General features: G+C 69.7%; 13 protein-coding genes, 1 tRNA gene and 1 rRNA gene. 3 read left to right on the top strand and 12 right to left on the bottom strand.

From position 1 onward, the window contains the following. Window positions 1-43: 43 nt before the first annotated feature. Window positions 44-628: a MarR family winged helix-turn-helix transcriptional regulator gene (locus ABD339_RS22005; RefSeq protein WP_344568137.1), complete on the bottom strand. Its 585-nt coding sequence runs from the start codon at window positions 626-628 to the stop codon at window positions 44-46. 203 nt (window positions 629-831) lie between these two features. Here ABD339_RS22005 and ABD339_RS22000 point away from each other — a divergent pair, with 203 nt between their 5' ends. Together ABD339_RS22000 and ABD339_RS21995 are read left to right on the top strand one after the other, a co-directional pair. Beyond that, complete coding sequence (locus ABD339_RS22000; RefSeq protein WP_344568136.1) at window positions 832-1,698, top strand: Fpg/Nei family DNA glycosylase; 867 nt, start codon at window positions 832-834, stop codon at window positions 1,696-1,698. Between the two features lie 34 nt (window positions 1,699-1,732). Next, complete coding sequence (locus tag ABD339_RS21995) at window positions 1,733-2,509, top strand: SDR family NAD(P)-dependent oxidoreductase (RefSeq protein WP_344568135.1); 777 nt, start codon at window positions 1,733-1,735, stop codon at window positions 2,507-2,509. A 315-nt stretch (window positions 2,510-2,824) separates the two neighbouring features. Here ABD339_RS21995 and ABD339_RS21990 read toward each other — a convergent pair whose 3' ends face one another. From ABD339_RS21990 to ABD339_RS21955, 8 genes are all read right to left on the bottom strand, one after another. Further along, window positions 2,825-3,205, bottom strand: coding sequence for a helix-turn-helix domain-containing protein (locus tag ABD339_RS21990; RefSeq protein ID WP_019360111.1), 381 nt, complete (start codon window positions 3,203-3,205; stop codon window positions 2,825-2,827). A 126-nt stretch (window positions 3,206-3,331) separates the two neighbouring features. After that, a complete protein-coding gene (locus tag ABD339_RS21985) occupies window positions 3,332-3,922 on the bottom strand; it encodes a CinA family protein (protein WP_344568134.1) in 591 nt (196 codons plus the stop codon). Beyond that, a complete protein-coding gene (pgsA, locus tag ABD339_RS21980) occupies window positions 3,919-4,674 on the bottom strand; it encodes a CDP-diacylglycerol--glycerol-3-phosphate 3-phosphatidyltransferase (RefSeq protein ID WP_344568133.1) in 756 nt (251 codons plus the stop codon). Before pgsA ends, ABD339_RS21985 begins: the two co-directional genes overlap by 4 nt. Beyond that, a complete protein-coding gene (rimO, locus tag ABD339_RS21975; RefSeq protein WP_344568132.1) occupies window positions 4,671-6,293 on the bottom strand; it encodes a 30S ribosomal protein S12 methylthiotransferase RimO in 1,623 nt (540 codons plus the stop codon). The genes pgsA and rimO overlap by 4 nt, the downstream gene beginning before the upstream one ends. Window positions 6,294-6,410: 117 nt before the next feature. After that, window positions 6,411-7,211, bottom strand: a complete 801-nt coding sequence (locus ABD339_RS21970) for a helix-turn-helix domain-containing protein (protein ID WP_344568131.1) — start codon at window positions 7,209-7,211, stop codon at window positions 6,411-6,413. Window positions 7,212-7,554: 343 nt separating this feature from the next. Further along, window positions 7,555-10,293, bottom strand: coding sequence for an FtsK/SpoIIIE family DNA translocase (locus ABD339_RS21965; protein ID WP_344568130.1), 2,739 nt, complete (start codon window positions 10,291-10,293; stop codon window positions 7,555-7,557). A gap of 68 nt (window positions 10,294-10,361) precedes the next feature. Beyond that, window positions 10,362-11,057: a response regulator gene (locus ABD339_RS21960; protein ID WP_344568129.1), complete on the bottom strand. Its 696-nt coding sequence runs from the start codon at window positions 11,055-11,057 to the stop codon at window positions 10,362-10,364. A gap of 249 nt (window positions 11,058-11,306) precedes the next feature. After that, window positions 11,307-16,931, bottom strand: coding sequence for a HAMP domain-containing protein (locus ABD339_RS21955; RefSeq protein ID WP_344568128.1), 5,625 nt, complete (start codon window positions 16,929-16,931; stop codon window positions 11,307-11,309). A 452-nt stretch (window positions 16,932-17,383) separates the two neighbouring features. On the opposite strand from ABD339_RS21955, the gene ABD339_RS21950 reads away from it, so the two are divergent. Further along, window positions 17,384-20,017 (top strand): SpoIIE family protein phosphatase, encoded by a 2,634-nt coding sequence (locus ABD339_RS21950; protein ID WP_344568127.1) that lies wholly within the window; start codon window positions 17,384-17,386, stop codon window positions 20,015-20,017. Between the two features lie 62 nt (window positions 20,018-20,079). Here the strand turns inward: ABD339_RS21950 and ABD339_RS21945 are convergent. The 3 genes from ABD339_RS21945 to rrf form a co-directional block, all read right to left on the bottom strand. Next, window positions 20,080-20,152 (bottom strand) — tRNA-Thr (locus ABD339_RS21945). A gap of 85 nt (window positions 20,153-20,237) precedes the next feature. Then, window positions 20,238-20,924: a DegT/DnrJ/EryC1/StrS family aminotransferase gene (locus ABD339_RS21940; RefSeq protein WP_344568126.1), complete on the bottom strand. Its 687-nt coding sequence runs from the start codon at window positions 20,922-20,924 to the stop codon at window positions 20,238-20,240. Window positions 20,925-21,022: 98 nt separating this feature from the next. Continuing rightward, window positions 21,023-21,139, bottom strand: a 5S ribosomal RNA gene (rrf, locus tag ABD339_RS21935). Window positions 21,140-21,148 lie beyond the last annotated feature (9 nt).

Below are 21,148 nucleotides of genomic sequence, written 5' to 3'. Positions count from 1 at the left end.
CCCCGTCCTCGAACACCAGGAGGCGGCGCGAGCCTGGCGCCCGTCACTCCGCGTCGTACTCCTCGGCCTTCAGCATCATCCTCCGCAACAGTCCCGCGATCAGCCGCCGTTCATCGGAGTCGAGGCTGCTCAGCAGGCGGTACTCCTCGTGCCCCACAGCGTCTATCGCCGCCAGCCACGCGGCGTGCCCCTCGTCGGTCAGCGTGACCTCGACGCTTTCGGGGTCCACATCCGAGGAGGCGCACCGCACATACCCGCGCTCCTCCAGCCCGTCCAAACGCCCCGTCAAGGAGCTGGGGGGCAGCCCCATGTCCGACGCGAGATATACATCGGTGGCGCTGCCGTCGCGGCCCACGAGCGCGTGCAGGGTGTCGTACTCGTGCCGGTGCAGCCCGATCTCGGTCAGTGACTTCTCCCGCACCCAGCGCAGATGGTCGCTCAGCAGCTGGATCCGGGTGACGGAACCCTCGACGTCCCGGTCGAGGTCGGGGAGCACCGGCTGCCACCTGTCCAAGTGGTCGTCGATGCGATCCCGCAGTTCCTCTTCGTCCCAGTCGAAGTCGTGCGCTTCATCCGCTCCGTCCACTTCAAGCGCGTCGTGCTGTCGTTCGTATCCCCACTGGCCCATGGCGGGATCGTATCCCTGAGTTCAGCCCCTGTTGAAAGCCTCGAAGACAACAAACCCCTCACGACCGGCCGTCGCGCACCGCGCCACGGTCCCCGCTGTCAACGCGCCCCACGTCACTACCGCCCGGATCGGCGCACGCCCGTCTCAGCGCACCCCTGCGCCGGCCACATGCCGATGTCAGTGCGCCCTGCGACCATGGGCGCATGCCCGAAGGAGACACGGTCTGGCGTACGGCGCACGCCCTGGACGCGGCGCTGGCGGGCCACGCGCTGGTCCGCACGGACTTCAGGGTGCCCCGCCTGGCAGCCGTCGATCTCTCCGGCCGCACCGTCTTGCAGGTGGCACCGCGAGGAAAGCACCTCCTCACCCGCCTGGAAGGCGGCCTGACGCTGCACTCGCACCTCGGAATGGAGGGCACCTGGCGCCTGACCGAGAACCCGCCGCCCGCGGCCCGGCAGCCGGACACACCTGGAAGACCGGGCACCCCGCGTACCGCCCCGCCCCTGCTCGGCGGCTCCGGTCCCGCTCACCAGATCCGCGCCGTCCTGATCACCGACCGCCACACCGCGACCGGATACCGCCTGCCGGTGCTCGAACTGGTGCGTACCGCCGAGGAGTTCTCCGTCGTCGGACACCTCGGCCCTGACCTGCTGGGCCCCGGCTGGGACCCGGCCGAGGCCGAACGGCGGCTGCTCCAGGACCCTGACCGCCCCTTGGCCGAGGCGCTGCTCGACCAGCGAAACCTCGCCGGAATCGGCAATGTGTACGCGGCCGAGCTGTGCTTTCTCGCCCGCACCTCCCCCTGGACACCCGTGGGTTCGCTGCCACCACACCTCCCCTCCCGGCTGCTGACCGTGGCCAAGCGGCTCCTGGAGGCCAACAAGGACCGCAAGGTACGGCGCACCACCAACGGCCGCCGTGCCGACCGGAATCTGGCGGTCTACGGACGTGAGCACCGCCCCTGCTATCGATGCGGCACCCCCGTACGCACGGGCCACTACGGGCCCTCCGAACGCATCCGCACCATCTGGTACTGCCCGCACTGCCAGCCGGGCCCACCAGACAATTGACGGCCCGTCAGTTCTGCTCGTACGGTCTTTCCCCATGACCGTCACGGCGTACGACCTGACCGGCCGGACCGCCCTCGTCACCGGCGCCGCCGGCGGCATCGGCCGCGCCTCAGCGGTGCTGCTCGCCCACGCGGGCGCCGCCGTACACTGCGCCGACCGCGACGAGGAGGGTCTGGCCTACACCGCCGCCCTCATCACCCGCGCCGGCGGGACCGCGCACGCCCATCCGCTCGATGTGACCGACCGCTCCGCGCTCGCCGAGGCCGTCGAGGCGGCCGTCCGTACCGGCGGCAGACTCGACATCGCGGCGGCCATCGCCGGGATCATGCACCGCAGTAGCGTCCTGGAGACCCACGAGGCGGATCTGGACCGCGTGCTGGACATCAACTTCAAAGGAGTCCTGCGCACCTGCCAGGAGGCCACCCGCAGCATGATCGCCGCCGGGACCGGCGGCAGCATCGTGACCATGGCCTCCGGAGCCATCGACACCGGCGCCCCCGGGCTGCTGTGCTACGGCGCGGCCAAAGCCGCCGTCGTCCAGCTCACCAAGACGCTCGCGTCGGAGGTGGGCCGGCACGGCATCCGGGTCAACGCGGTCGCGCCCGGCTGGGTGCGCACGCCCATGACCGCGCGGGACGATGAGGCATCCCAGCGGCAGGCCGAGACCGCGTCGGCCCGCATGGCACCGCTGGGGCGGGTGGGCGAGGCCGAGGAGATCGCCCACTCCGTGCTGTACCTGGCCTCGGATGCCGCGTCGTTCACCACCGGCCAGATCCTCCGCCCCAACGGCGGAGTGGCCATGCCCTGGTAGCAGGCACCCGCTCCGGCTCACCTGACTCTCCGCTATCCCACGTCACGGGCGCTCCCCCCAGCACACCGGCCGGCACACCCTGCCCGGCCAGACGACGAGGCGGTCCGCGATACGCGACAGGTCCCGCCGGAGCTTCCCGGCGGGACCTGTCGCTTCTCGTACCTCGTACGTCTGCCCGTTACCTCGTGCCTCTGCCCGCACACCGGTCCGCCCATGGGCGCCGGAGCGAACGGGCCATCTCCGGATCGGGGCCGACCCGGTCGGACCAGCGGCCCGTCCGGCGGGGCCACCTGGGCCACGAGCGTCGTCGGGCGGTCAGGCCGCGACGACGTCCACGGCTTCGGTGGGTGCCTTGATCGTGACGCGCTCTTCGGGCACTCCGGTCACGGAGGTGACCGAGAGAGGGTTCAAGACCGGCCGCATCGGGGCGGGCACGGCGTCGCTCGCGGCGGACTCCGCCAGCTCCGCGAGTGCCAGCTCGTCGCTGACCTCCCGCATCAGCTCGGACATCCGTACATCGAGAGCGTCACAGATCGACGAGAGCAGTTCGGATGAAGCTTCCTTCTGGCCCCGCTCCACCTCGGAGAGGTATCCGAGCGAGACCCTGGCGGACGAAGAGACTTCGCGCAGGGTACGACCCTGGCGTTGGCGCTGCCGACGCAGCACGTCACCCAGCAGGCGACGGAGCAGAATCATCGGTGCTCCTCCCTCTCAACGCGCGGCGTCTTCCACAGCCTGTATCGGGACGGCCAGTTGGCCCCGACTCCTTCAGGCTCCACCGTACCGCCTCGGCCCGCAGCCGTGCGGGGAGCGATGTCGTGTTCACTCAGGGCTGCAAACATCCATTCCCCCCGGTCTGTTCCCCGTCCTTTCCCCGGCATTCTCGATCAGTTGCTTGTAGAGCAGCTCCAAAGCCCCTTGAACACTCTCCGTACGGATCCCAGCACGCACCCGGTCACCGGCTTCCTCACCGTTCTCACCGGCTCGGTCGCCGCTCCGGCTCCCTTCGAGCTGGAGCAGCTCCGCGACCGGCGGAACGCCGGGTCCCGCGACCGCGACGTACACCGTTCCGACGGGCCGGCCGTCCTGGGGCTGAGGGCCCGCCACTCCTGTTGTGGCGACGCCCCAGTCGGCGCCCAGTGCTTCCCGCACGCCCCGCGCCATCTGACGTGCGACCTCGGCGTCAACCGCACCCCGCTCCTCTAGGAGTGCCCCGTTCACGCCCAGTACATCCCTCTTCAGTTCGGTCGCGTATGCGGTGACCGAACCACGGAACGCTCCTGATGCTCCCGGGACAGATGTGATCTCCGCGGCGACCAGACCGCCTGTGAGGGATTCGGCAGCGGCAAGCGTTTCACCACGCTGAGTGAGCACCGCGAGCACTCCGGATGCCCGCGAACCCTCTGTGATCATGACCGTTCCGCCCCCGCCTGCTCGTCCCGCGCTCCGTCGGCAGCCGGCTCTCCTCCGGTGGCGGACTCCCCTCCGGTCGCGGGCTCTTCCCCGGCCGCCCGCTCTCCCCCTGCCGCCAGTTCGCGCTGCGCCGCCAGCCCGGCCCGCCGCACCACGACGGCCTGGCGTACGTAGTCGAACCCGGTGGCCACGGTCAGCACGACCGCCACCGCCATCACCCACCAGCGCAGCGTGGCCAGCGGCCCGGTCAGCGCCAGGACGTACATACCGACGGCAACGCCCTGCGCGAGGGTCTTCAGCTTGCCGCCCCGGCTGGCGGGGATCACCCCGTGCTTGATCACCCAGAACCGCATGACGGTGATGCCCAGCTCGCGGAAGAGGATCACTCCGGTGACCCACCAGGGCAGGTCGGAGAGCGCCGAGAGGCAGATCAGCGCGGCGCCCATGATCGCCTTGTCCGCTATGGGGTCGGCGATCTTGCCGAAGTCGGTGACGAGGTCGTACCTGCGCGCCAGCTCACCGTCGAACAGATCCGTGATCATGGCGACGGTGAAGGCGGCCCACGCGAAGGAGCGCCAGGCCGGGTCATGCCCGCCGTTCGCCACCATGAGCAGCACGAAGCCGGGCACCAGCAGCAGCCGCACCATCGTGAGGATGTTGGCGATGTTCCACAGACTCACTTGCCGCACAGCTGCCGCCTTCGGCTTCGCGACGGGACCGCGCCCCGCGGCGGAGGCCGGGACTCCCGTCATCCGCGCGCCTCCTCACTCACCTGGCGAGGTCGGCCGACCGTACCGGCGCTCACCCCCGTGCCCGCCGGCTGGAGCGGCTCGGCGACCAGATCCACACCTTCGGCCGCAGCCACCCGTGCTTCGACCATACGACCGACGACCAGGGGCTGTCGCGGTGTGGCCGGGCCGCCGGAGGGCTCCAGGCGCACCTGTCCGTCGGTCTCGGGAGCCTGGTGTGCGGCCCGCCCCCAGACGCCCTCCGTCTCGTCGGCCGACTCCACCAGCACCCGTACGGTCTCCCCGACGCGCTCCTCGGCGCGCTGGGCGGTCAGCTCCTCGGCCAGCCGGGAGAGGTGCGCCAGACGCTCGGCGACCTCGTCCTGCGGGACCTTGTCCTGGTAGCCGGCGGCCTCGGTACCGTCCTCGTCCGAGTATCCGAACACCCCGATGGCGTCCATCCGCGCCTCGGTCAAGAAGCGCTCCAGCTCGGCGAGGTCCTGCTCGCTCTCGCCGGGGAAGCCGACGATGAAGTTGGAGCGCACGCCCGCGTGCGGCGCCTTGGCCCGGATCTCGGCCAGGAGTCCCAGGAAGCGGTCGGTGTCGCCGAAGCGGCGCATCGCACGCAGCACTCCGGGCGCCGAGTGCTGGAAGGACAGGTCGAAGTACGGGGCGACTTTCTCCGTGCCGGTCAGGACCTCGATCAAGCCGGGCCGCATCTCGGCGGGCTGGAGGTAGCTGACCCGGATCCGCTCGATTCCGTCAACGGCCGCGAGCTCGGGCAACAGGGTCTCCAGGAGCCGGATGTCCCCCAGATCCTTGCCGTAGGAGGTGTTGTTCTCGGAGACGAGCATGACCTCGCGCACGCCCTGCTCGGCCAGCCAGCGCGTCTCGCCCAGCACGTCGGCGGGCCGCCGGGAGATGAAGGAGCCCCGGAAAGAGGGAATGGCACAGAACGAGCAGCGCCGGTCGCAGCCGGATGCCAGCTTCACGGAAGCCACCGGGCTGCTGCCCAGCCGCCGCCGCAGGGGGGCGCGCGGTCCCGAGGCGGGCGCCAGGCCCGCGGGCAGGTCGGAGGGGGCCGACTCGGCCGGCGAAGCGGCTGGTGAGGCTCCCTCCACACCGGCGCCCGCGCGGGAGCCGGCTCCCGCTCCGGCGCCCGCGCCGTGGCCCGGCAGCGCCACGGAGGCGCTCTGGCGCTCGGCGGGGCTCACGGGCAGCAGCTTGCGCCGGTCGCGGGGAACGTGCGATGTGTGCGCGCCGCCGCTGAGGATCGTCTGGAGCCGGTCGGAGATGTCGGCGTAGTCGTCGAAGCCGAGGACGCCGTCCGCCTCGGGCAGTGCCTCGGCAAGTTCCTTGCCGTACCGCTCGGCCATGCAGCCCACGGCCACCACGGCCTGCGTTCTGCCTTCCCCGTCCCGCGCGGCCGACTTGAGGTCGTTCGCCTCCAGCAGCGCGTCCACGGAGTCCTTCTTGGCGGCTTCGACGAAGCCACAGGTGTTGACGACCGCGACATCGGCGTCGGCGGCTTCCTCGACGAGGTCCCAGCCATCCGCCGCCAGGCGGCCTGCGAGCTCCTCCGAGTCCACCTCGTTACGTGCGCAGCCGAGAGTGACAAGGGCGACGGTACGGCGTTCTGGCATGCGCTCAGCCTACTTCGTCCCGTCCGCACCACCTGCCGCGAGGTTCCCGCTCCCGCAGCTCACCGCGCGCCCGCTGTCAGCCGCGCTGCCCTGCCGCCCGCGCTCCCGGGCCGCGGGTCACCCGGCCTCGGGGTCGCCCCGCGTGTAGCTGACGCGCTGGACCTGCCCGACCTCTCCGACGTGCTTGACCTCCTTGCCGTTGACGAACACCTTCACGCCGCCGGCGTTGCCGAGCACGAGGTCGAGCCGCTTGTCGTCGGTGAGAGTCTTGGACTTGCCCTGCTTGAGCACGCCTTCGTGGATCAGCCGTCCGTTGTGGTCCTTCGCGGAGACCCAGCTGTTGCCCCGCTCCGCCGTCATGCGCACGGTGACCTTGTCGGCCGGTGCGCCGGCGATGGCGCTCTCGGAGGGCTTGGGGTCGCTGGTCTTGGACGGGGAGGGCTTGCCCGATCCGCTCTTGGAGGGGCTGTGCGAGGGGGTGCCCTCCGCCACCGGCTTGCCGGATCCCCCGCCTCCGCTGAAGAGGGTGAAGCCGACGAAGCCGATCACGGCGACGATGGCCGCGACCATGGCCGCCGTCCAGTTGGGCCTGCGGGGTTCGGGGCGGATGCGCTCCGCCTCGAACAGGGTGCCGGGCGGGGTCGGCGCCGGACGGCCGCCGTGCTCCGCGTCGTACTGCTCGATCAGCGCGGCGTCATCGAGGCCGACAGCGCGCGCGAGGGTGCGGATATGGCCGCGCGCGTACACGTCCCCACCGCACCGTGAGTAGTCGTCCTGCTCGATCGCCTGCACGATCGGGGCTCGTACCCGTGTGGACGTACTCACCTCGTCCACGGTCAACCGTGCGTCGATCCGGGCCTGGTGGAGGGCTCGACCGACCGAAGGCCGGTCCTCTTCGGGGGAGTTGCCGATGGACACGGGGGCGCCTTTCGAGCGTGTAGCCACCTGCTGGAGGTTCAGTCTAGGGGCGGGGCAAAAGGGTGGGGCAAGCGGGCGGAGCGACTTTGTACGCCATATGTATGGCTACTGACGGCTGCGCGGCGCCCCAGCCCACCCCTTCCCTCAACTTGACGTACGGACTGCGGAAACGGTTGCCCTGCTCGCCCCTTCGAGTGAGCCGATGCCCTCCGCCCGGCGGGGCGCGCGCCCCGCGTCGCGCCCCGTACGCACTCCGCAAGCCCCATGAGCCCCGCTTGTCCGGCGCCCGCCCGCGCCTTCCCCCCGCGCCCCGTCACACGGCTTGTCCAGCGCCTGGCGGTGCTTACTCGCCGCCGCCCCTGATCACTGCCAGCACACCGTCCAGCTCATCCGGCTTGACCAGCACATCCCGCGCCTTGGAACCCTCACTCGGGCCGACCACGCCGCGCGACTCCATCAGGTCCATCAGCCGCCCCGCCTTGGCGAAGCCCACCCGCAGCTTGCGCTGGAGCATCGAGGTGGAGCCGAACTGGGTGGAGACGACCAGCTCCGCCGCCTGGCAGAGCAGGTCCATGTCGTCGCCGATCTCCTCGTCGATCTCCTTCTTCTGGCCCTGCCCGACGGTGACGTCCTCCCGGAAGACCGGCGCCATCTGCGACTTGCAGTGCTCGACGACAACGCCGATCTCGCGCTCGGTCACGAAGGCGCCCTGCATACGCACCGGCTTGCTGGAGCCCATCGGCAAGAACAGACCGTCACCCTTGCCGATGAGCTTCTCGGCGCCCGCCTGGTCGAGGATGACCCGGCTGTCGGCGAGTGAGGAGGTCGAGAAGCCGAGGCGCGAGGGCACGTTCGCCTTGATGAGGCCGGTCACCACATCCACCGAGGGCCGCTGGGTGGCCAGCACGAGGTGGATGCCCGCCGCGCGCGCGAGCTGGGTGATCCGCACGATCGCGTCCTCCACGTCGCGCGGAGCCACCATCATCAAGTCCGCCAGCTCGTCCACGATGACCAGCAGATACGGGTAGGCGGCCAGCTCGCGCTCGCTGCCCTCGGGGGCCGTGACGCGGCCCGAGCGCACCGCCTCGTTGAAGTCGTCGATATGACGGAATCCGAACGCGGCCAGGTCGTCGTAGCGCAGATCCATCTCGCGCACGACCCACTGGAGGGCTTCGGCGGCCTTCTTGGGGTTGGTGATGATCGGCGTGATCAGGTGCGGGATGCCCTCGTAGGCGTTCAGCTCGACCCGCTTGGGGTCCACCAGCACCATGCGCACGTCCTCGGGCGTCGCCCGGGCCATCACCGAGGTGATGAGGCAGTTGATGCAGGAGGACTTGCCGGACCCGGTGGCGCCGGCGACCAGGATGTGCGGCATCTTCGCGAGGTTGGCCGAGACGTAGCCCCCCTCGACGTCCTTGCCGAGTCCGACGAGCAGCGGATGGTCCTCGCCGGATGCCTCCGCCGAGCGCAGTACGTCGCCGAGGCTCACCATCTCGCGGTCGGTGTTGGGGATCTCGATACCGACCGCGGACTTGCCCGGAATCGGGTTGATGATGCGCACATCCGGGCTGGCCACGGCATAGGCGATGTTCTTGGCCAGCGCGGTGATCTTCTCGACCTTCACGCCGGGGCCCAGCTCGATCTCGTAGCGGGTGACGGTGGGGCCGCGGGTGAAGCCGGTGACCGCGGCATCGACCTTGAACTCGGTGAACACGGTGGTCAGCGACTGCACCACCTGATCGTTCGCCGCACTGCGGGTACGCCCGGGCCCGCCCCGGTCCAGCAGTTCGAGGGAGGGCAGCGAGTAGGTGATGTCCCCAGCGAGCCGGAGCTGCTCGGCACGGGGCGGCAGCTCGGCGGGCTCGGGCGGCGCGGGCGCCTTGGTCAGATCGGGTACGGGGCCGCTTGCGGACCGCTCCTCCTCTTCCCGCGCCACCGGGAGGGCGGCGCCTGCCCCCTGTCCCTTGGCGCGGGCCTTCGACACGGAGCTGGTCAGGTCGGCGACCAATGGGGAGGGCTGAATTCCGTTGACCACGGCGCCGTCCAGCGAGGCGGCTGCGGCGGCGGCCACGTCCACCGCGTCCAGCGTCCGCTCGCCGTCCCCGGCACTGGCACCGATCGCCCCGGCGCCGGCAGCGCCCGCGGGCAGCGGGTCCTGCGTCCCCGCGCCGGCTCTGCCCTTGCGGGCGGTACGCCGCCGGTCGAGCGCCTCCTTCTCGGCGTGCGCCGGGTCGAGGTGGTCCTTGCGCATGCTGTGCGGGCGGCGGGACGAGGATGCCCCGTGGACCTCGGCGGCGTCATCCTCGCCGTCGTACGGCTCCAGAGGCTGGAGGAGCCCGAGCCGGACTCCTGCGGCCCGCAGCCGCTGCGGAATGGCGTTCACCGGTGTGGCCGTGACGACGAGCAGGCCGAAGACGGTGATCAGGGCCAGCAGCGCGACCGCGAGCATCTCGCCGACGGTGAAGATGAGCGGGCTGGAGACCCCCCACCCGATGAGACCGCCGGCATCGCGCACCGCGTCCCCGCCCCCGCCCCGGCCGGGTGCGCCGCAGCCGATGTGGACCAGCCCGAGCACGCCGATCACCAGCGCCGAAAGTCCGATGACGATACGGCCGTTGGCGTCCGGCTTCTCGGGATGCCGGAAGAGCCGTACGGCGATGACACCGAGCAGTATCGGCACGAGCAGATCCAGGCGGCCGAACGCGCCGGTGACCAGCATCTCCACCAGGTCGCCGACCGGGCCCTGGAGATTGGACCAGGTGCCTGCCGCGACCACCAGCGCCAGGCCGAGCAGCAGAAGTGCCAAACCGTCCTTCCGATGTGCCGGATCCAGCGCCTTTCCGCTGCGTCCTATGCCGCGGAAGACCGCGGCAACCGTGTGAGCGAGGCCGAGCCAGCACGCCTTCAGCAAGCGGAAGACGCCGCCGGTGGGCGAAGGCGCGGGCTTCGGCGCGCTCTTGCCTTTCGCCTTGCCCGCCGGCTTCTTGGCCGGTGCCTTCTTCGCCGGGGGCCTTTTCGCGGCAGCCTTCTTCGCTGGGGCTTTCTTGGCTGCCTTTCCTGTTCCCGACGCACGTGAGGCCATAGGGGTGAGGTTACCCGCGCCGGGCAGCCGAGGCACGGAGGGCCAGGGGGCCCGAAGCGCCCTGGAGGTCAGTTCTGGGACGGCACCTGGGCCGAGGTGTCGCCGCCCGCGCCGGGCTCCAGGGCGTCAAGTGCCCTGCGCAGCCCGGACAGTTTGCGCTCCAGGTGTGCGGCAGTCGCCGCCGTGGCCGCGTCGGCCGAGTCGCCCAACTGCTTGGTGAGCGCCTCTGCCTGCTCCTCCACGGCCGCCAGCCGCGCGGAGAGCTCGACCAGCAGCCCGGGGGCCTCGCCGTCCTGACCGTGCGCCTCGCCGCGCTGTGCGGCTCCGTTGCCCTCCAACTGGAGGCGCAGCAGCGAAGCCTGCTCGCGCAGCTGGACGTTCTTCATGTAGAGATCGACGAACACCGAGACCTTGGCCCGCAGCACCCAGGGGTCGAAGGGCTTGGAGATGTAGTCCACCGCGCCTGCCGCGTAGCCGCGGAAGGTGTGGTGCGGCCCGTGGTTGATGGCCGTGAGGAAGATGATGGGAATGTCACGGGTGCGCTCTCGGCGCTTGATATGCGCGGCCGTCTCGAAGCCGTCCATGCCCGGCATCTGAACATCCAGCAGAATGACCGCGAAGTCGTCCGTCAGCAGCGCTTTGAGCGCTTCCTCCCCTGACGATGCCCGCACCAGCGTCTGATCGAGCGCGGAGAGAATGGCCTCCAGCGCCAGCAGATTCTCCGGCCGGTCATCGACCAGGAGGATCTTGGCCTTCTGCACCATGGCCCGTCCTCCTCGCCCCGGCAGCCCCTCGGACGCCGCCCCTGGGAGCGGCTCTCTGTCGCCGCCGCCCGTCCTTGTGCCGGTCATGGTAGCCGCACCCTGCGGCCCGCCACACCCTGTCACCGTGATGTCACTGTGCACGTAGCAGAAACGCTCCAGGGGACCAAAAGGTTCCCGGTTTACCGCGTTTCCACACGCGACTGACCACACTGAGTCAACATGTGGCCCTCAGTGGACACGGTGTCATATTCACCCCGCCTCCATCCACTGTCGCATGACGGACAGCAGATGATCAGTGTCCACGGGCTTGGTCACATAGTCCGAGGCGCCCGACTCGATGCTCTTCTCCCGGTCACCCTTCATGGCCTTCGCCGTCAGCGCGATGATGGGCAGTCCGGCGAACTGCGGCATCTTCCGGATGGCCGCGGTCGTGGCGTAGCCGTCCATCTCCGGCATCATGATGTCCATCAGCACGACGGCCGCGTCGTCGTGCTGCTCCAGCACCTCGATGCCCTCCCGGCCGTTCTCCGCGTACAGCACCTGAAGACCGTGCTGTTCCAGAACGCTGGTGAGAGCGAAGACGTTCCGGATGTCGTCGTCGACGATGAGCACCTTCCGGCCGGCCAGTTCGCCACCGCCGGAACCGGACGCAGAGGAGTCCGGGCTGCCGTAGTGCTCCCCGACCTGACCTGCCGGGGAATCGGCCACCGGATACCCGCTGATCTCGTCCCCGGACTCCGGATACTCCGCCGTCCGCAGGCCGGTGTCCGGCCCCGAGCCGTTCTCCTGCGCCGAGGCCGCCGGCTGTGCCTCCGGGGGCAGTTCGGGCCGTGCCTGCCCCGAGGCGTCCCGCTTACGGTGCCTGTCGGCCAGGGTGTGCGCCGCCTCCTCGGCCGCCTCCTCCTCGGTCACAGGGCCCGCCTCGACGCCCGCTGAGGACCCCTCAGCCGTCTCCACGGGCTCGGCCGCCGCCGCGCCGGTCCCCGCCGCGGCGGTGATGGCCAGCGTCGCGCCCGTCGCGAGCTGCGGATAGCCCTGCGGCGGCAGCTCGGTGGGGTGCAGCGGCAGGTACAGCGTGAACGTCGAACCGCGGCCCGGCTCGCTGACGGCGTAGATCTCGCCTCCCAGCAGCCGCGCGATCTCCCGGCTGATGGACAGGCCCAGGCCCGTGCCGCCGTACTTGCGGCTGGTCGTGCCGTCGGCCTGTTTGAACGCCTCGAAGATGACGCGCATCTTGCTCTGCGCGATCCCGATGCCGGTGTCCGTCACCGAGAACGCGACCAGTTCGGCGTCCGCGTCCCGCAGCGAGCCGTGCTCCAGCATCTGCTCGCGGATCGAGTCGGGAACATCCGCGCCGGCCGAGCGGATGACCAGCTCCACGGCTCCGGTGTCGGTGAACTTGACCGCGTTGGACAGCAGATTGCGCAGCACCTGCAGCAGCCGCTGCTCGTCGGTGTGCAGCGTCGCCGGCAGCTCGGGCGAGACCCGCACCGAGAAGTCCAGCCCCTTCTCCGCCGTCAGCGGCCGGAACGTCGCCTCCACGTAGTCCACCAGCTGGACGAGCGCGATCCGCGTCGGGCTGACGTCCATCTTGCCCGCCTCGACCTTCGACAGGTCCAGGATGTCGTTGATCAGCTGGAGCAGATCTGAGCCCGCGCCGTGGATGGTCTCGGCGAACTCCACCTGTTTGGGCGACAAATTGGAGTCGGCGTTGTCGGCCAGCAACTTGGCCAGAATCAGCAGCGAGTTGAGCGGTGTGCGCAGTTCGTGCGACATGTTGGCCAGGAATTCCGACTTGTAGCGCATCGAGACGGACAACTGCTCGGCGCGCTCTTCCAGAACCTGCCTGGCCTCCTCGATCTCCCTGTTCTTGATCTCGATGTCGCTGTTGGTCTGGGCGAGTTGCTCGGCCTTCTCCTCCAGCGCCGCGTTGGACTCCTGGAGGGCCTTCTGCCGGTTCTCCAGCTCTCCGGAACGCTCCTTGAGCTGCGCGGTCAGCTCCTGCGACTGCTCCAGCAGCCGCTCGGTACGCATGTTGACGCTGATGGTGTTGACACTGGTCGCGATCATCTCCGCGATCTGGTTCAGGAAATCCTTGTGGATCTGCCCGAACGGCTGGAAGGACGCCAGCTCGATCACGCCCAGGACCGTACCCTCGAAGATGACCGGAATGACGAACACATGCGCGGGCGGTGCCTCGCCCAGCCCGGAGGAAATCTTCAGGTATCCGGGCGGGACATTGCCCATCTGGATCGTGCGCTTCTCCTTCGCGGCCGTCCCCACCAGGGATTCACCGGGCCGGAAGGAGGTGGGCATGCTGTTGGTGCTGTATCCGTAACTGCCCAGCATCCGAAGCTCGTACGAGCCGTCCTCGCCCGGTCCCGCGCCCACACCGACCGCGCCCTCGGGCGTACCGGTGGGCAGCGAGATGAAGAAGGCACCGTGCTGCGCGGAGACCACCGGAGTCAGCTCGCTCATGATCAGGCCCGCCACATCGCGCAGATCCCGCCGGCCCTGCATCAGGCCGGAGATCCGCGCGAGGTTGCCCTTGAGCCAGTCCTGCTCCTGGTTGGCCAGGGTCGTCTCACGGAGGTTGGCGATCATCGTGTTGATGTATCCCTGGAGCTCCAGGATCTCGCCCGCGGCCTCCACGTCGATGCGCACGTTGTGATCGCCCCGCGTCACCGCGGTGGCCACCTCGGCGATGGCCCGCACCTGACGGGTCAGGTTGCCCGCCATCTCGTTGACGGAGTCGGTCAGGTCCTTCCACGTACCGGCGACACCCGGCACCCGCGCCTGGCCGCCCAACTGGCCCTCGGTACCCACCTCGCGGGCCACCCGGGTCACCTGCTCCGCGAACGAGGACAGCTGATCGACCATCGTGTTGATGGTCGTCTTGAGCTGGAGGATCTCCCCGTTGGCCTCGATGTCGATCTTCTTGGTCAGGTCGCCCTTGGCGATCGCGGTGGTGACCGTGGCGATCTGGCGGACCTGGCCCGTCAGGTTGGAGGCCATGGAGTTCACCGACTCCGTCAGATCCTTCCAGGTACCCGCGACACCCGGCACCCGCGCCTGGCCGCCCAGCACACCGTCCGTGCCCACCTCGCGGGCCACGCGCGTGACCTGCTCGGCGAACGAGGAGAGCGTCGTCACCATCGTGTTGACCGTGTCGGCGAGCTGTGCGATCTCGCCACTGGCCTCGACGGTGACCTTCTTGGTCAGGTCACCGTTGGCGACCGCCGTGGCGACCTGGGAGATGTTCCTGACCTGTCCGGTCAGGTTGTTGGCCATCAGGTTGACGTTGTCCGTCAGGTCCTTCCAGATGCCGGAGACGTCCCGCACCCGCGCCTGGCCGCCCAACTGGCCCTCGGTACCCACCTCGCGGGCCACCCGGGTCACCTGCTCCGCGAACGACGAGAGCGTGTCGACCATGGTGTTGACCGTGGTCACCAGTGCGAGGACCTCGCCCTTGGCGTCCACGGTGATCTTCTTCGACAGATCGCCCTGCGCGACCGCCGTGGTGACCTCCGCGATATTGCGCACCTGCGAAGTCAGGTTGTTCGCCATGAAGTTGACGGACTGGGTGAGGTCCTTCCACGTGCCCGAGACGCCCTTGACCTCGGCCTGGCCGCCCAGGATGCCCTCGGTGCCCACCTCGCGCGCGACCCTCGTCACCTGCTCGGCGAAGGACGACAGCTGATCGACCATCGTGTTCAGCGTGGTCTTCAGCTCCAGGATCTCGCCCCGCGCGTCCACATCGATCTTCTGCGACAGGTCACCGCGCGCCACAGCGGTGGCCACCTGCGAGATGTTGCGCACCTGGGTGGTGAGGTTGCCCGCCATCCCGTTGACCGAGTCCGTCAGGTCCCGCCATACGCCCGCGACACCCGGCACCTGGGCCTGGCCGCCCAGCCTGCCGTCGGTGCCGACCTCCCGGGCGACGCGAGTGACCTGGTCCGCGAAAGCGGACAGCTGGTCCACCATCGTGTTGATGGTGTTCTTCAGCTCCAGGATCTCGCCCCGCGCATCGACCTCGATCTTCTGCGACAGGTCACCCCGCGCCACCGCCGTGGTCACCTGCGCGATCTGACGCACCTGCGAAGTCAGGTTGTTCGCCATGAAGTTGACGGAATTGGTCAGGTCCTTCCAGGTGCCCGAGACGCCGTCCACCCGCGCCTGACCGCCCAGCCTGCCCTCCGTACCGACATCCCTGGCCATCCTGGTGACCTGCTCGGCGAAGGAGGAGAGCTGGTCAACCATCGTGTTGACGGTGTTCTTCAGCTGGAGCATCTCGCCGGAGACGTCCACCGTCACCTTCTGCGACAGGTCGCCGTTGGCCACCGCCGTCGTCACCTGCGCGATGTTGCGGACCTGGCCTGTCAGGTTGCGGAACGCGGTGTTGACCGAATCGGTCAGGTCCTTCCACGTACCCGCCGCACCCGGCACGGCCGCCTGGCCGCCCAGCTCGCCCTCCACGCCGATCTCCCGTGCGACACGGGTGACTTCGGCGCCGAAGGCGGAGAGCTGGTCCACCATCGTGTTGACCGTGTTCTTCAACTCCTGCATCTCGCCGGAGACATCGACGGTCACCTTCTGCGACAGGTCACCATTGGCCACCGCCGTCGTCACCTGCGCGATGTCCCGGACCTGAGCTGTCAGGTTGCGGAACGCGGTGTTGACCGAGTCCGTCAGGTCCTTCCAGATCCCCGCGGCCCCCGGTACGGCCGCCTGGCCGCCCAGCACACCGTCCGTGCCGACCTCGCTGGCCGCGCGCGTGACCTCGTCGGCCAGGGTGCGCAGCGTGTCCGTCATCGCGTTGATGGTCTCGGCCAGTTGCGCGACCTCGCCGCGCGCGTTCACCGTGATCTTCTGCGACAGGTCGCCGTTGGCCACCGCTGTGGTCACCTGGGCGATCTCGCGCACCTGGGAGGTGAGGTTGCCCGCCATCAGGTTGACCGAGTCCGTCAGGTCCTTCCAGACGCCCGCCACGCCCTGCACCCGCGCCTGACCGCCCAGCTCGCCCTCGGTGCCGACCTCCCGCGCGACCCGGGTGACCTCCGACTGGAACGAGGAGAGCTGGTCGACCATCGTGTTGACGGTGTTCTTCAGCTCCAGCATCTCGCCCGCGACATGCACCGTCACCTTGCGTGACAGGTCGCCCTTCGCGACCGCGGTCGTCACCAGGGCGATGTCCCGCACCTGAGCCGTCAGACGCGAGGCCATCGTGTTGACGGAGTCGGTCAGGTCCTTCCACGAGCCGGACATGCCGCGCACCCGCGCCTGGCCGCCCAGCTTCCCCTCGGTGCCGACCTCGCTCGCGACCCGGGTGACCTCGTCCGTGAACGCCGACAGCTGATCGACCAGCCCGTTGACCGTACGGCCCACTTTGAGGAACTCCCCCCGCAGCGGGTGACCGCCCCCCTCGATGCCCCGCGAGCGCAGATCCATCCGCTGCTCCAGGTCGCCGTCCGAGACCGCCGACAGCACCCTGCCGACCTCGGAGACGGGCCGGACCAAGTCATCGACCAGCGCGTTCGCCGCGTCGATCGCCGCCGCCCAGGAGCCCTCGCAGGTGCCGGTCTGCAGCCGTTCTGTGAGTTTTCCCTCACGGCCGACCACCCTGCGCACCCGCGAGAGCTCACCCGTCAGATGCAGGTTCTGGTCCGCGACCTCGTTGAAGACCGCGGCGATCTCTGCCATGGGGCCGTCGCCCGTCACGGTGAGACGTTTGCGGAAATTACCGTCGCGCATCGCGGTCAGCGCGGTGAGAAGCTTGTTGACGGAGGCCGCTTCGACCTCGATCGTCCCGTTCTTCCGGGACCGTCCGCCCTTCGCGCGCGTGTTGGTGCTACGCGCGGCTGCGCCAGACTCCACTGTCCCTCCTGCGGGTCGACCTTCGCTGCTGCCCGGGCCCTACTCCGAGCCTTCCCAGTGTTTCACCCTGAAGGAACCCGGCGATAACAGTTCGGCAGCATGGCATACCGCACCCGATCCGGGCCCGAGCGGAAATCACCCGCATCCGGCGGCCACGCACCATGCGAACGTAAGTAACCTGGCATCCGGCTGTCCATCGCCCCTTTCCCTCGGGCAGGGGTGCCCCGCCGGGTCCACTGGGTAGGGGTCTTCGCAGGGGGCAGCGATGTGAGTACGAAGGGCGATGGAGGGGCGCTGCGGTGACGCAAGAACAGAGCGCCGGGCGTGGGGGCTCCCCCACCGGGATTCCTCCCGTGCCGCCACGCCGGGAGCAAGACCCGATCGACGACGCGGGAACCACTGCGGCGCTGACCGCGCAGCGCACACCCGTGCGCTTGGCCGACAGGACATCCATGGGGAGACCAGTGATCACCGCGCGAGCCGCCGCCACCTTCGAGCCGGTGGGCCGCTCGGTCGCCACCGCACGCGGTTTCGTACGCGACACCCTCCAGGGCTGGGGCCTCGCCGACATCGTCGATGACGCCGTCGTCCTGACCAGCGAACTGGTGACCAACGCCGTCGTCCACGCCGGCACGGCGGCCGAGGTGCTGTGCCTGCGCGACGAGGACGGCGTACGCATCGAGATCATCGACCGCTACCCCGAGCGCGAGCTGCCCCTCCAGGAGCACAACCCGCAGCCCGTGAGCCCCGACCGCGAAGGGGGTCGCGGGCTGCTGCTGTGCGCGGCCCTGGCAACCCGCTGGGGAGTGGACTACACGGCGGCCGACAAGCGCGTCTGGTTCCGCCTCGACCTCCCCGAGCGGCCCGTGGGCACCCGCACCGCCGGCCCGGCACTGCCCGACACCGCGCTGCCCGTCACGGACACCCGCGTCCACGTCGCCGTCATCCAGGTGGACCGCAGCGGCTCCATCAGCGCCTGGAACGAGGACGCCGCCGACCTGTTCGACTACCCGGCCGAGCAGGTCGTCGGAAAGCCGCTCACCGACTTCGCCGCCTGGCCGCACACCCCGGGAACGGGCACCGGCGTCGCCGAGGCCCTGCGCCTCTCCCGCTGGGAGGGCTCGTACGGCATGCGCGGCGCCGACGGCCGCACAATCCCCGTGTACGCCTCCCACCTGCGCGTACGCGACAGCGACGGGGAGCCCTCCACGGTCTGCTTGCTGGTGCGCGAGCACGAACGCGCCGTCCTCCAGTCACCACCCCGCGTGCACTCGCACGACAACACCGGCAGCGCCGGCGACTCCCAGGAGCAGTCCTCCCACGACCCGTTCGAGGTCTTCATCGGCTCCCCCGCCCCCGACGACCTCGACGGCCTCCTCCAGCGCACCGTCGAGCGCGCCCGCGACATGCTCGACGGGGACGCCGCCTACCTGCTGCTAGCCACCGACGACGAGACCGAGCTGGAAGTCCGCGCCTCCACCGGACTCCCCTCCGCCCGCCAGCGGTTCGCCCGTGTGCCTGTCGAGGCCGGCAGCGGACGGTACGGCTCGGCCCGCATGCCGTCCGTCCACGAGGACCTGACGGTCGTTCCGGGCGCGGTGCCCCTCCTCGCCGGCACGGGCATGCGCTCGGTCGTCACCGTGCCGCTCAAGGTCGAAGGCAGACTCACCGGCTCCCTCGGCGTCGCCACCGAAGCCCCGGGACGCTACACGAACGAGGAAGCCCTGCGCCTCCAGTTCGCCGCCGACCGCATCGCGCTCGCCGTCGAACGTGCCCGCCTCACCGAACTGGAGCGGCTGCGCCGCGGCTCCCTCTCCTTCCTCGTCGAGGCGTCCGACCTCCTCGCCGGCACCCTCGACCGCGACCAGACCCTCGCCCTCATGGCCCAGATGACGGTCCCGACCCTGGCCACCTGGTGCGCCGTCTACACCGTCGCCGACCAGGGCTCCGACCCCAAGCTGTCCTACGTCCTCCACGAGGACGAGGACCGCATCGACAACCTCAAGGCCCTCCTCGCCAAGGTCAGTCCGCCCGAACCCGTGCCCGCCCCCGGCGCCCGGATGTGGACGGCACCGACCGACGCGGCACACTCCGACGCCCTGCGCACCTCACTGCGCAGCGTCGTGATGAACGAGGAGGACCACCACCTCTCGCCGGGGACGACCCTCACCACGGCCGCCGCCGTCGGCGGCGAGACGGTCGTGCTGCCGCTCGTGGCCCGCAACCGCGTCATCGGCATGCTCACCCTCGGCAAACCCACGGACGAAAGATTCCGCCAGGAGATCCTGGAGCTGGCCGAGGACCTTTCCCGCAGGGCCGCGCTCGCCCTGGACAACGCCCGGCTGTACTCGGAGCGCACCGCCATCAGCCAGTCCCTCCAGCGCAGCCTCCTGCCGCCCGAACTGCCCGACATCATCGGCGGAGTCGAACGCGAGGTCATCTACCGCGCGGCCGGCGAGGGCAACGAGGTGGGCGGCGACTTCTACGACCTCTTCGAAATCAGCGACGGCACCTACGGCTTCGCCATCGGTGACGTCTGCGGCACCGGCCCCGAGGCTGCGGCCGTCACGGGCCTCGCCCGGCACGCCCTGCGCCTCCTCGCCCGGGAGGGCCTCAGCGGCCCAGAGGTCCTGGAGCGGCTCAACGCCGCGATCCTCGACGAGGGCGCGCGCAGCCGCTTCCTGACGCTCCTTTACGGCGAGATGCGCCCCCAGGACGACGGCAGCGTCGAACTCAAGGTCGTCTGCGCCGGCCACCCACTCCCCCTGCGGCTCCGCCAGAACGGCTCGGTCGAACCGGCGGCCGACCCACAGCCGCTGCTGGGCGTCATGGAGGACCTGGAGCTGTACGAGCAGACCGTGACCCTCGACCCGGGCGACGTCCTCCTGTGCGTCACCGACGGCGTCACAGAACGCCGCGAAGGCACCCGGATGCTCGGCGACGACGGCTTGGCCGATGTGCTCACCAGTTGCACGGGACTGACGGCCGGTGCGGTCGCGGCCCGCATCATGCGCGCCGTCGAACGCTTCGCCAGCGACGCGCCCTCGGACGACATGGCCATCCTCGCCATGCGTGTCCCCGAATAGCGACCACACAACTGAGAAGGCCCCCGCCAACCGGCGGGGGCCTTCTCAACTCGCTTATACGGAGCCCCAAAACGGAATCGAACCGTTGACCTTCTCCTTACCATGGAGACGCTCTGCCGACTGAGCTATTGGGGCGCGGTCAGCGGAAAAGATCTTACCCGATCTCCGGAGCTCGTACGAACACACCCTCGCCCCGCACCCAATGACCGGCCCTCCGCTCTCAGCTCGCCCGCTCCCGCAACAGCCCGCCGAGCCCATTGCAGGCCGAAATGACGTGCTGGAGCTCCTTCTTGGTCATGGAAGCCGCCATAGGCAGCGCGAGACATTCATCCGCGGCCCGTTCAGCTTCCGGCAGCCGGACGGCCGTCCTGAACTCAGGGGTCCAGTGCACGGGCGCCCGGACCGGCACCTCACACTCGATACCCCTCATACGCAAGGCCCTGCGGAAGGCATCCCGGTCGGGCCGCCCATTGCCCGGCACCCGCACCACATACCGGGTGACAGCATGCTCGGCTTCCCGTTCCACATCCGGGGCCACCACTCCACTCAGCCGCCGCCCCAGGTAGGCAGCATGCTGCCGCCTGCGGACAGCGTCCACGGCATCGGCCCGCAGCAACGGTTCCCAGGCGACAACGCGTATCCCTGTACGCGCGCCCACCTCCTCCAGCATGGCCATGTCCGCGGGGTGACCGAAGAGATGGACAGGTACGACAGCGGCGGTATCAGGAGTTATCGCGGCCTCAACCGCGTCCGGATCAATACAGAAGGTGACGGCGTCGATGTCGGCGAAGACCGGCCGTGCTCCGAGCTGCCGCACGGCTTGGGCCACTTCGGCACCGCCGAACGACGGCACCACCACGTCGTTCCCCGCGCCGATGCCGGCTGCGGTCAACTGTGTAGTCCCCATGGACCGGATGGTGTCGGCGCAACGTGAACTCCGGGTGACGGAACGCAAAAAAGCCGTGGTCCCTGAATCGAAATCCAGGGACCACGGCCCTACGTTTAGTTCGGCGGTGTCCTACTCTCCCACACGCTCCCGCATGCAGTACCATCGGCGCTGAAAGGCTTAGCTTCCGGGTTCGGAATGAGACCGGGCGTTTCCCTCACGCTATGACCACCGAAACACAATGA

It is taken from the genome of Streptomyces axinellae, from assembly GCF_039532135.1.
GTDB lineage: Bacteria > Actinomycetota > Actinomycetes > Streptomycetales > Streptomycetaceae > Streptomyces > Streptomyces axinellae.
This window is presented reverse-complemented; position numbering and strand designations above follow the sequence as displayed.